Genomic DNA, 10,845 nt, shown 5'->3' on the forward strand with positions numbered 1-10,845 from the left:
TCGGCGAAGAACTCGTCGATCTGGGACCGCTGCAGTCCGTTCTCGATGAATTGGTGTTCGTCAGCCATTATTCCTCGACCTCTTCGATGATGAGTTCGACGTCACAGATTGGGGTGTTCCACGGGTCTGCCCGGCCGAAGGCGCGGGGCTTGCGACCCTGACGTTCGCCGACCTTGTGGGCGGCGATGTGTTTGATCTCCATGGCTGGTCCGTCGAATCCCTGTTCGGTCGCGTTGTTGCGGACGTTCTCGAGGAGCTCGAGGAACGCCTTGGACGCTTTCTCAGGGTATCGTCCTGCGTCCCAGCCCTCGATGTCGCTTCGGTGACCGACACCAGAGTTGTGCTGCTTGAACGGGACCGAGCGCTCGCCGTCGATGACGGCTTCGAGGTACTCCTCGGCGTCGGCGACGGTCATCCCCTTGATGGCGCGGGAGATGGCCTTGCTGTGCTTGAGGCTGATGGGCCGGTCCCGGAGCATACCTTTGGCCGTGGAGTCCGGGTCGGCCTCGACGCTGTAATTGATTCCCATGGTTTTACTTGAGCGGCACGAACTTCGAGGACCGGGTCGCGCCGATACCGGCCTGACCGTGGGTCACTGACGAACGGGTCAGCTGGAACTCGCCAAGGTAGTGTCCGATCATCTCGGGCTGAACCTTGACGCGCTCGAACTCCTGACCGTTGTACACAGCGAAGGTGAGACCGACGAATTCGGGGAGAATCGGCATGTCACGCAGGTGCGTTCGCACTGGTGCGTTCGCCGTCTCCTCTTCCGTCTTGTCTTCGACCTTCGCGAGCAGTTTCTCGTGCTCGGTCGACAGGCCACGGGTGATGGTTCGCCGCTGACGTGCGGGGAGCAGTTCCGCGACTTCGTCGAGCTCCATATCCTGCAGCTCTTCGAGCGTGTAGCCACGGTAGGTGAACTCACCTTCGCGGCCGGTACGGTATTGCGTGCTCATGATTACTTACCTCCCTTGCCACCGCGACCGGTGCGTTTGGAGGCGATGTCACCGACCTTCCGTCCCGGCGGGGCGTCCCGCGAGACGGACTTCGGCTGACCGGGGTGCTGACGGCCACCGCCACCGAATGGGTGGTCGACGGCGTTCATTGCAACACCACGAACGCGCGGCCACTTGATACCGCGCGCTTTCATCTTGTGGTACTTCTTCCCTGCCTTGACGAACGGCTTCTCCGTGCGGCCGCCACCGGCGACGACGCCGATGGTGGCACGGCACTCGGGGTTGAGGCGCTTGACCTCACCCGACGGCAGCTTCACGACGGCGACCTTGCGGTCGTGCGAGAGGAGCTGCGCGCTGACACCGGAGGCGCGGGCGAACTTCCCGCCGTCGCCGGGCTGACGCTCGACGTTACAGACGGGGACACCTTCGGGAATCTCGGCGAGCGGCAGCGTGTTGCCGGGCTTGATTTCGGCGGAGACGCCGATCTGAAGCTCTTCGCCGACGGTGACTCCCTCGGGCGCGAGGATCATGCGCTGTTCGTCCTCGAACTCGACGAGGGCGATGGGCGCACTGCGGGCGGGGTCGTGCTCGATGCCGACGACCGTACCCGAGATGGTGTCTTTCTGTTCGGACTTCTTGTGCGACAGTTCGGCCTTGTAGCGGTGCGACGGCGCCCGGAAGGTGGACGAGCCGCGACCACGACGCTGGCCCTGAATTCGGCGTCCCATGGTTAGAACACCCCAATTCGCGACGCGATTTCCTGCGCGTCGTCGTCCTCAGAGAGACGAACGGTTGCTTTCTTCTTACCTTTCATCGTGACCTGTGTGTTGATCTTCTCGACGGTCACGTCGTATCGCGACTCGACTTCGTCCGAAATCTCGGACTTGGTCGCGTCGACGTGGACGATGAACTGGAGCTTGTTCTGGAAGTCCATCTGGTTCATCGCTTTCTCGGTGACCAGCGGGTGCTCGATGATGCTCATCGGTCTGCGACCTCCTCGAGGGCGCTTTCGGTGAAGAGCGTGAGGCGACCGGCGTGCGTACCGGGCGCGAGGTCCTCGGCGGAGACGTTCGCCGCGGTGGCGACGTCGACACCGGCGAGGTTACGAGCAGCCTTCGATGGCTCCTCTGCCGTCACGAAGAGGATGGACTTCGGACGGGTGTACTTGCGGCCACGGAGCTTCCCCTGACCGGCCTTCACTTTCTTGTTGTCCTCAGAGCGCTCGATGTCGGCGTAGACGCCGAGGGACTGCAGGAGGTCGACGACCTCCTTCGTCTTGACGAGGTCCTCGAAGTCGTCGGAAACGACGAGCGGGAGTTCGAGGTCGTCGTCGAACTGGTGACCGCGCTCGCGGACGATTTCGGGGTTCGCCGTGGCGGCGAGTGCCGAGCGGACGGCGAGTTTGCGCTCTTTGGTGTTGATCTCCTTCCCCTGGTCCTTCTCGGCCTTCGGCGGGTGTGCGCGACGACCGGAGACGGCGTGCGGGACACGTCGGGCCACACCGTTCTGGCGTGGGTCGTGCGACATGCCGCGACCGCTTCCCATGGACTCTGCCGGCGTTCGCATGCCAGCGTAGGGGTCGGAACCGTACGGCTGTTTTCGGTTTGCCTGAGCAGCGATGACAGCGCGCTTGATGAGGTCCGGACGGTAAGCCGTCTCGAAGACCTCGGGCAGGTCGATGCTGCCTGCGTCGTCACCGTTCAGGTCTCGGATAGTTGCCTGCATGGTTTAACCCTGGTTCGATGCGGTAGAGACGAAGCGCACCTCGGGGTCGAGGCGCGGCTGGTCGTTCGGCCGGACGGCCGGGCGGAACCGCAGAAGACGCTTGTTGGGGCCCGGGAGCGAGCCCTTGACGAGCGCGTAGTTGCCGTCGACCTCACCGTAGTTGACGAAGCCACCTTCGACGGAGGCGTCGTCACCCTCACCGAGGTCGATGAGGCGCTTGTTCAGCTCGGTGCGCTGGTGGTAACCAGTCTGACCGAGTTGCGGAACCGTCGAGCGAACGCGGGACGGGTTCCACGGGCCGAGGTTGCCAATACGGCGTCTCCAGCCCTGACGGGCGTGCTTGCCCTTCCGCTTCTGGACGCCCCATCGCTTGACGGGACCCTGCGTACCCTTACCCTTCGTGACACCGGCGACGTCGAGGTACTCGCCAGCGCGGAACACGTCGGACATGTCGTGTTCGCCACCCTCGGCAATCAGGTCGAGGGCGAAGTCGGCACGCTCCACGAGGGAGCCACCGCCGACGCGAGTCTCCATCACGTCGGGCTTCTTCTTCGGGACGTTCTTGAGTTCAGACGGGACCGTGTGCGTGATGACACGAAGGTCGTCGACTTCGCCAGCCTCGACGGCTTCGCGAAGCGCTTCGGCGTCTTCTTCGAACGTATCTTCTGCCGGGAGGTTGAGGACGCGGTCGAGTTCGTCGTGGAACTCGTTCGTCCAGACCTCGGTCTTCGGCTTCATACCGTACGACGTCTGCTCGTAGGCGCGAAGAGCGACAGCACGCATCGGTGGCGTCTCGACGACGGTCACCGGCACTGCTTCCTCCATACCCTCTCGGGGGGAGTCCGCTTCGTCGTTGACCATCATGACGTGGGTCATGCCGGCTTTGTAGCCAGCGAATCCCTGCAGTGCAGGGGAGCCATCGTCACTTGGCCACGACTTGATGCGCGGGACCTCTTTGGTCACACGCTTGCGTGGGCTGAAGCCCATCGAGCCTTTTCGTGGTCTGCTTGGTTGTGGCATGTATTCACTCCGTGAGTGTCAGGGAGGCGAGTGACGCGAACATCGCTTCTTCAGTTCGCACCACGTCGCTGCCCTGTCGCGGAATCGTATTGAGCCAGAGGTCGAACCCCGGACCAACGGAGGGTTCGACGTCTGCAACATCCTCGGGAGACATCCCGAGCATGTCCGGAAGCCCACGGCCCGGTGAACCGAAGACGACGGTCATACCGTCGGCATCGGCGATGCGGGCAGTCAGTTCTCCCAGACGGGGGACTGACAGCGGCTCGCCATAGCGAGACGTGGCGATTCGCACGCCCGCATCTGGCCTGCCGAGTGCTTCCGTGAGGTCCATGCGGGATACGTCGAAGCCCGGAAGGGGCTCGTCGACGATCCTCGCACGGACCGGTTCTCGCGAAGAGATCCTGACAGCGACGCGCTCTCCCTCTGTGAGGTTCATCCCCGGAGGGACGAACAGGGAGATCGGGTGTTGCATTCCGCAATTGACCCGAACGCGGTCGTCAGGTCCGACCTCGGTCACGATTCCTTCTCGCAACGCGGGCAACTCGTCGGAGTCGCCCGCGGTCGTAGACGAGACGAGAACGGGAGGCAGAATCCCAGCGTACCGGAGTTCGTCACGCTTGCCCCACACTTCCTTCCGGAGGTATGGGGGTGTCGCAGCGTACCGAAGTACGGTTTCGACGAACTCGCCGCCCCACCTGGTTTCGCCATCTTCGTCGGGGAAGATGACGAGTTCGTTCGCCCGGAAGACCGCCGCCGCGCGGGCGACGTAACCAAGTTTGCGAGTTGCCTCGCGTTGGTCTTCGGCTTCCCGGACGAGTGAGGTCGGCACGAGTACGCTGAGTTTCATGCCGGATTCATCCTCGTATCGTCTAGACTGTGGCGTTTCTACCGGGGGCCTACCTAAAAGAGTAGCGAATCCAATCTGGGGTGATAGAGGCTCCCACGCACCAGTTTGTGGAGGATTGACGAACGACGTGTGTGAGTGAATTACACGATTCTCGACAGGTCCCGAGAACCGAATCTCACGTGGTAGCAGGTGCCGCGCTGTCACCCGATTTCTCCCCCGTTTCGCAAGTCTTATTTATGAACCCGGCATTATCGTGAAACGCAGCAAGCGCCACGATACACGCGGAATGCGCTGGTAGTGTAGTGGTATCACGTGACCTTGCCATGGTCACAACCTGGGTTCAAATCCCAGCCGACGCACTTCTTCCGAACACAAACCTCCGAGAGACCTCCGTGTCTCTCGGTCTTGTGAGGCTGTGTGCGAGACGGTGGGATTCTGAACCCTACCAGTCGCGCACAGCGAACGAAGTGAGCGAGCACGTCTGGTTCTGGTTCAAATCCCGTGAACTCCGTTCACGACGTGCAGCGCATAGCGCTGAACTCCCGTCACACCCGGTCACTCACTTCGTTCGTTCCCGGGAGTTCCTGAGTCCCCCTCACTTCGTTCCCGGGACTCCTGTCTCACCAGACTCGGCCTTTCGGCCTCGGTGGTACTCCTGACTCACACTCGCTCTGCTCGTGTGAGTCCCAGCCGACGCACTTCTCCAACGAATCTACCTTCCGAGCGACCGCTCTGCGTGTCGCTCGAACGAACTTCATGAGCGAGAGATACCGCCGGTTGAGTGACTGTCTTTCTGAAAAACGGGTCACACACCGAATTTAAGTCAATCTATTTACACTTACTCGTCGTGGCTCCTGTATGGCAACAACCGAAGTGGTCGAGATAACGGATTGGAACTTCGAACGAGGCGCCGACGGAAACGTGGTCGCCGTCGTCCAACTGCGAAACTCCGGTGACGGCGACGAAAAACGGACCGTCCGGGCAGTCGCGAAGTCGGGAGACAAACGACAAGAGAAGACCCAGGAGGCCGTCGTCTCGCCGGGCCTCCCGAAGACGGTCAAGATACCGTTCGAGATAACTCACGACCAGTTCCGCAAGCGTGGTGACCTCACCGTCGACCTCGAGTAAGCGTCCCTCCCACGACTCGAATTTTCACACGAAGCGCCGTCGACGAAGACGGGACGACCGACACGCGTCACGCACGTGCGAGAGAAGAAATTAGTAGCCGAGCGTATCGACCGTCTCGATTCGTTCGATACCGTCGAGTTCGCAGAGTGCCGCTACGTCGAGTTCGGGGAGGACGACTACGACGCCGCCGAACTGGAGTTCCTTCTCTATCGACCCACCGAGGGACGCGACGTGGTCGTCGAGGGCGACTCTGGCGTCGTCGTCGACGGGTTCGACCCGGAGTTCCGCCGTCTCGTCGTCGAATGGGTCGTCACGCATCCGTCGAACGGGGTGAGAGAGGTACATACTCACTGGTCGATTGCGGGCGGGAAAACGGTCGCGGTCGGTACCGACGCTGGACGCACAACCCACTGGGGGACGCTGTCAGTCCTCGGTGTAGTAGAACAGCGCTTCGCGCGCCGCCCCACAGTCCGGGCAGGACGTCGGGAAGGCGGTCAGCGTGCCAACCTCGCCGCAGTCGTCGCACTGCCAGACGAGGTGTGCTTCGCCGAAGTGGTGGTGACTCATGGTTCGGTTTTCCACGACGACGGGTGGCAAGACGGCCCGAGACGCGGTGGTCGAACTCGTCTCGACAGTCTCCCACGTCGTGTGGTCGCCTTCGAGTGGTCGTGTCGGATGCGCGGGTGTCTTGATGGCCATACGAGATGTACGACCGCCGGGCAGATAATCCACGTAGTCAGTCGTCTTGACTGTCTGGCCACGACGACCATCGAAGTTCGAGCCGAACCGGTCCCTCCGGGAGGAACCGACTGACGTCGCTATCGACGACGACTTTCTCGGGACCCGGAATCTGGACTGTCTCGTCTCCGACGCTGATGCTGATGTCTTCGTCCGGGTTTGCCGCGACGAGAGCATCTACCTGGTCGATAGCCCGCACCACCTCTCGGCGGGTCGTTCGCGCGGCCTGTGAGTCGAGTGGGATACCGCCGAGGAGTGGGCGGACGTTCACGTCGCGCGAGCGGTTCGAGAGGACAGCGTTCACCGTCGCGCCGAAGAGGATGACGAGGCCACTGAAGTACAGCCACGTCAGGAGGACGAGGATACCGGCGACGACGCTGGATTCGGGTGACCGACTGCTGAAGTGGATGTAGAGTCGAAAGAGCGACCCGAAGGCCGTCAACCCGACAGCGGCGACGAGTGTCCCGGGCACGACTTCGAGGTACGACACGTCCACGTCGGGGAAGATGTAGTACATCGGGTAGAACGTCGCGAAGAGGAGCAAGACGAGTATACTCCGGTAGACGACCCATCCGACGCTCCCGACGAGGTGAGGGAGCGACGATTCGAGGATGCCGCCGGCCACGAGGGCGAGCGAGACGGTGACGAGGACGATGATGCCGTCTCTGAGTTGGTCGGCGAACGTGTTGGCCGCCTCCGACTCGTAGATGTCCGAGAAGGCAGTGTCGAGGCCGCGGAAGATGCGAAGCGTCCCCCACAGGAGGACGAGGATACCGACGAGCGAGAGACTCGTGAGGCGACTCGTCGCCTCCAGTTCGGCGATGATGACGTCTCCCGCACCCGGTGTCAGGGCGGTTTGGATGAGGACGATGACACTCTGTCGGAGGTCGGCACTCCCGATAATCGATATCGCGGCGAGCACGAGGAGGAACAGTGGGAGAAGCGAGACGAACGCCCCGTAGGCGATGCTTCCCGCCATGAAGGTGAGCCGCTCGGCGCGCGCCTCGTGAAAGATTGCCCGAGTGAGCGTGAGCGCACGCGATACCCGTGGATTCATGGAATCCGATACGTCCTCCGGAGAGAAAAAGGCCGACGCGAAAGTCGACTGTCCGGGGCTACCGTTGCGAGGTGAAGAGGCCGACTGCGATACCGAAGACGGCACCCGTCGCCGTCCATTCCGTCGAGTACCCGACGGCCCCGCCAATCGCCGACCCGAGGACGATTCCGGTGAGAATCGTCGCCACGAAGACGAGTGCCAGCCGAGTCAGTCCACTGCGAGACATACAAGAATCTATGACTGTCAGGAAGAAAGCCTCGTCGGTTCGAAAACTGACGTGTTAGACACTCAACACCTTGATTTACTGTCTCGCGCCACGGAGTCTACAGTATGACAGTCATCGCGATGTTGAGTGTCGCACCGGTCATCGAAGGGAGCATGTCCAGCGAAGTCGCCAAGGCAGTCGCCGCCCTCGACGACTTCGACGTATCCTACGAGACGAACCCGATGGGGACGGTCATCGAAGCCGACGACATCGACGAACTCCTCGCCGCAGTTGGCGCGGCGCACAAAGCGGTCGACGGTGACCGCGTGAGCACGTTCCTGAAGGTAGACGACAAACGGACCAGCGACCAGCGTGCCGCGGACAAAGTTTCGGCGGTCGAAGACCACCTCGGACGCCCCGCCAAGCGCGACGCCGAGTAAGTCGCGTCCGACTCTCACCTTACTTTCCCGACCACTCGTCTGACCCACTTCGAGACACGTCCACGCACGTCGGAGAGCGTCCGACTGACAAACCCTTTAGCCGAAGGCGCGTAATCGCCGCGCATGGAAAGCATCAATCGAATGGCCATCGAACTGGTGGACGAGGCGCTCGACTTCGCCGACGAACTCGGCATCGAGGGCTACGAACTCGACTCCGGTGCGACGGTCATCGACTTCGGCGTCGACGCCGACGGCGGTGTCGAAGCGGGGATGCTCCTCGCCGAAATTCAGACCGCCGGCCTCGCGACGGTCCAGACACGAATGGGTGACGTTGCGGGCACACCGCGCCCCGTGGTCGAACTGTCGACTGACCGCCCCGCACTCGCCCTCCTCTGTTCGCAGAAGGCCGGGTGGGAACTCGTCTTCGACGACTACGACGGACTCGGGTCCGGCCCCGCGCGCGCCCTCGTCGGCGAAGAAGAGGAGTACCACCACCTCGGGTACTACGACGAGTTCGACCTGACGGCGCTCACCGTCGAGAGCATCGACCTCCCGACCGACGAGGTTGCAGAGCACGTCGCCGACATGTGCGGTGTCGAACCCAGCGCCGTCTTCCTGCCGACGTACGCCACGGGGTCACTCGCGGGGAGCGTCACGGGTGCGGCCCGTGCGGCCGAACTCGCCGTGTTCAACCTGTTCGAAGCGGGCTACGAACCGACCAGTATCGTCTCGGCCACCGGGTCGGCACCACTCGCCCCGGTCAGTTACGACGAGAGCGTCGCCATGAGTCGAACGAACGACGCCGTCGCCTACGGCGGGACAGTCCACCTCACCGTCGCAGAGGACTTCGACGACTTCGACCAGGCCATCTCGACTGCCGGCGACGAGTACGGCGTCCCGTTCGAAGACGTGTTCGACGACGCCGAGTGGGACTTCGACGAGGTCGACCCCGGCGTGTTCGGCCCCGCACAGGCAACTATCGACGTTATCGACGGCCCCACCTACACGCTCGGTGAGACAGACGAGGAGGTTCTCGCCGAGTCGTTCGGACTGTGAGGCGAAAGCCGGTCCCCCCTGCACCGGACCGACTGGACCGCCTCTGGGAGGCACACCGCGCCGTCCCGTTGATTCCGGGGTCCGAAGACGACTGCTGTGGCCGCCTCGCGACGCGGTTAGACGTGACGCCCGACGAAGGCCGCGATTGGCTGGTGTTCTGTCAGTCACTCGGCCTCGCCCGCGAGACGAGTCGCGGGTTCGAGCGCATCCGCGACGAGCAGACGGTCGACGACCTCAGAGAGGCGTTCGTCGCCCACGTCTTCGGTGCCGAGGAGGTTCTCGACGCCCTCGACGAGGGCCCACAGTCGGTCGACGTCGTCTTCGACGCGTTCGAACCGACGGTCCCAAACTGGGAGCGCCACCGTGACCCGAACGGGTGGGAGACACGCTGGCGTGGCCGCGTGTCTGACTTGCTGGACTGGGCGGTACTGTTCGGACTCGCGGGGCGAGAAGAAGACGGATACGTCGCTGTCGACGACTGATTCGACGGCGAGAAACGGGCGACGAGAGGCCCGCTTACTCCACGTTCGTCACGGTCCCGACGCCTTTGGACCGGCCCTCACGGAAGACGAACCGTTGTCCTTCTTCGACGAAGTACGGCCGGAACTTGAACTCGACGCGGGTCTTTCCCGTGTCTCCGGGGAGCAGTTGGCCACCCTCGGGATGGAAGATGGCCGCCTCGGAGACGGTTTCGAGGTGGACGACCGGTTCGTACCCCTCGCGGATGCGCGTCGGATGGTTGAGAACCATCACTTCTGCTTCGAACTCACGGACAGCGGTGGGTTCGGCGTCCGCCGGAAGCAACACCATCCCGCGTTCGACTTCTGACTCACGGACGCCTTTGAGGGCGATACCGACGATGCGCCCGGCGTTCGCTCTGTCGACGCGGTGGTAGTGCATCTCGATGGAGCGGACTTCGACCGCTCGGAACGACCCGTCTGCCATCGGGCCCAAGAGGAGGGAGTCACCCGCCTCGACCGCACCGGAGTTGACCGTCCCGGAGGCGACTGCGCCGACGCCAGTGACCGAGTACGTCCGGTCGATGTACATCTTGAAGTCGCCCTCTGCGGCGCTTCGCTTCGGGAGCGACTCGAACATGTGGTCGAGTTCGTCGAGACCGCTCATCTCGACGGCGCTCGTCAGCACGATTGGCACGACAGATTCGCTAATCTCTTCGACGGCGGCCTCGACGCCGTGGCGTTCGACGCTGAGTGGAGTTCGACCCACGTTTCGGAGCAGTCGTTCGACTTCACGCTCGACGTCGTCGAGTCGGTCTTCCGAGACGGCGTCCGCCTTCGTGATGGCGACTATCGTCGGCAGTTCCATCGCGAGGAGGATGCCGAGGTGTTCTCGGGTCGTCCGTGTCGGCCCGTCGTCGGCGGCGACGACGAGGAGGCCGTAATCGAGTCGCTGCCCGACGAGGCCGCGAATCGTCGTCCGAAGCCACGGTTCGTGGCCGACCGTATCGACGAACGAGACCAGTCGGTCGGCCTCTTGGACGATGTGTGCGCGGTCGGACTTGCGGTGCGGGTTGCGCATGTGGACCGGGCCGTCGTCGGCGAATCCGTAGACGGCGTACGAGAGGTCGGCAGAGAGGCCACGCTCGACTTCGTGCGGTTGCACGTCGAGGAACGACCGGGTCCCGCCGTTGCCGTCGTCGGCTTGGCCGGTCA

At 63.1% G+C, this 10,845-nt stretch carries 16 protein-coding genes and 1 tRNA gene; 5 read left to right on the plus strand and 12 right to left on the minus strand.

The window, feature by feature from the left end; translation table 11 throughout:
- Positions 1-67 precede the first annotated feature (67 nt).
- The 7 genes from AUR66_RS07950 to AUR66_RS07980 are packed head-to-tail and all read right to left on the minus strand — an operon-like array spanning position 68 to position 4,548.
- The gene (locus AUR66_RS07950) at positions 68-529 is read right to left on the minus strand and encodes a 50S ribosomal protein L22 (RefSeq protein WP_058571927.1); all 462 of its coding nucleotides are present in this window, start codon (positions 527-529) and stop codon (positions 68-70) included.
- Positions 530-533: 4 nt separating this feature from the next.
- Positions 534-956 carry a 30S ribosomal protein S19 gene (locus AUR66_RS07955; RefSeq protein ID WP_058571928.1) on the minus strand — a complete coding sequence of 141 codons (423 nt, stop codon included), beginning with the start codon at positions 954-956 and terminating at the stop codon, positions 534-536.
- 2 nt (positions 957-958) lie between these two features.
- Complete coding sequence (locus tag AUR66_RS07960; RefSeq protein WP_058571929.1) at positions 959-1,684, minus strand: 50S ribosomal protein L2; 726 nt, start codon at positions 1,682-1,684, stop codon at positions 959-961.
- 2 nt (positions 1,685-1,686) lie between these two features.
- Positions 1,687-1,938, minus strand: a complete 252-nt coding sequence (locus AUR66_RS07965) for a 50S ribosomal protein L23 (RefSeq protein ID WP_058571930.1) — start codon at positions 1,936-1,938, stop codon at positions 1,687-1,689.
- A complete protein-coding gene (gene rpl4p / locus AUR66_RS07970) occupies positions 1,935-2,681 on the minus strand; it encodes a 50S ribosomal protein L4 (protein WP_058571931.1) in 747 nt (248 codons plus the stop codon). Before rpl4p ends, AUR66_RS07965 begins: the two co-directional genes overlap by 4 nt.
- Before the next feature lie 3 nt (positions 2,682-2,684).
- Positions 2,685-3,701, minus strand: coding sequence for a 50S ribosomal protein L3 (locus AUR66_RS07975; protein WP_058571932.1), 1,017 nt, complete (start codon positions 3,699-3,701; stop codon positions 2,685-2,687).
- A 4-nt stretch (positions 3,702-3,705) separates the two neighbouring features.
- Positions 3,706-4,548, minus strand: coding sequence for a putative RNA uridine N3 methyltransferase (locus tag AUR66_RS07980; protein WP_058571933.1), 843 nt, complete (start codon positions 4,546-4,548; stop codon positions 3,706-3,708).
- 288 nt (positions 4,549-4,836) lie between these two features.
- On the opposite strand from AUR66_RS07980, the gene AUR66_RS07985 reads away from it, so the two are divergent.
- Together AUR66_RS07985 and AUR66_RS07990 are read left to right on the plus strand one after the other, a co-directional pair.
- Positions 4,837-4,907: transfer RNA gene (locus AUR66_RS07985), tRNA-Gly, on the plus strand.
- 499 nt (positions 4,908-5,406) lie between these two features.
- Positions 5,407-5,676, plus strand: a complete 270-nt coding sequence (locus AUR66_RS07990) for a hypothetical protein (RefSeq protein ID WP_058571934.1) — start codon at positions 5,407-5,409, stop codon at positions 5,674-5,676.
- 90 nt (positions 5,677-5,766) lie between these two features.
- On the opposite strand, the gene AUR66_RS07995 is transcribed toward AUR66_RS07990, so the two are convergent.
- The 4 genes from AUR66_RS07995 to AUR66_RS21845 all read right to left on the minus strand — a co-directional run bounded on the left by AUR66_RS07995 (position 5,767) and on the right by AUR66_RS21845 (position 7,697).
- Positions 5,767-6,021, minus strand: a complete 255-nt coding sequence (locus tag AUR66_RS07995) for a hypothetical protein (protein ID WP_058571935.1) — start codon at positions 6,019-6,021, stop codon at positions 5,767-5,769.
- 78 nt (positions 6,022-6,099) lie between these two features.
- The gene (locus AUR66_RS08000) at positions 6,100-6,375 is read right to left on the minus strand and encodes a DUF7130 family rubredoxin-like protein (protein WP_058571936.1); all 276 of its coding nucleotides are present in this window, start codon (positions 6,373-6,375) and stop codon (positions 6,100-6,102) included.
- Between the two features lie 37 nt (positions 6,376-6,412).
- Entirely contained in the window at positions 6,413-7,471 is a 1,059-nt protein-coding gene (locus tag AUR66_RS08005) for a YihY/virulence factor BrkB family protein (protein WP_058571937.1), read from the minus strand.
- Between the two features lie 58 nt (positions 7,472-7,529).
- A complete protein-coding gene (locus AUR66_RS21845) occupies positions 7,530-7,697 on the minus strand; it encodes a hypothetical protein (RefSeq protein ID WP_197409705.1) in 168 nt (55 codons plus the stop codon).
- 104 nt (positions 7,698-7,801) lie between these two features.
- Between AUR66_RS21845 and AUR66_RS08010 the strand changes: the two genes are divergently transcribed.
- From AUR66_RS08010 to AUR66_RS08020, 3 genes are all read left to right on the plus strand, one after another.
- On the plus strand, positions 7,802-8,116 hold the full coding sequence (locus AUR66_RS08010; protein ID WP_058571938.1) for an MTH1187 family thiamine-binding protein: 315 nt from the start codon (positions 7,802-7,804) through the stop codon (positions 8,114-8,116).
- A gap of 123 nt (positions 8,117-8,239) precedes the next feature.
- Positions 8,240-9,172 (plus strand): methenyltetrahydromethanopterin cyclohydrolase, encoded by a 933-nt coding sequence (gene mch, locus AUR66_RS08015; protein WP_058571939.1) that lies wholly within the window; start codon positions 8,240-8,242, stop codon positions 9,170-9,172.
- Positions 9,169-9,654 (plus strand): hypothetical protein, encoded by a 486-nt coding sequence (locus AUR66_RS08020; protein WP_058571940.1) that lies wholly within the window; start codon positions 9,169-9,171, stop codon positions 9,652-9,654. The genes mch and AUR66_RS08020 overlap by 4 nt, the downstream gene beginning before the upstream one ends.
- A 34-nt stretch (positions 9,655-9,688) precedes the next feature.
- Here the strand turns inward: AUR66_RS08020 and AUR66_RS08025 are convergent.
- A partial coding sequence (locus AUR66_RS08025) for a GTP-binding protein (RefSeq protein ID WP_058571941.1) occupies positions 9,689-10,845 on the minus strand: 1,157 nt, incomplete at its 5' end.

Origin of the sequence: Haloferax profundi (assembly GCF_001469865.1) — an archaeon.
GTDB classification, from domain to species: domain Archaea; phylum Halobacteriota; class Halobacteria; order Halobacteriales; family Haloferacaceae; genus Haloferax; species Haloferax profundi.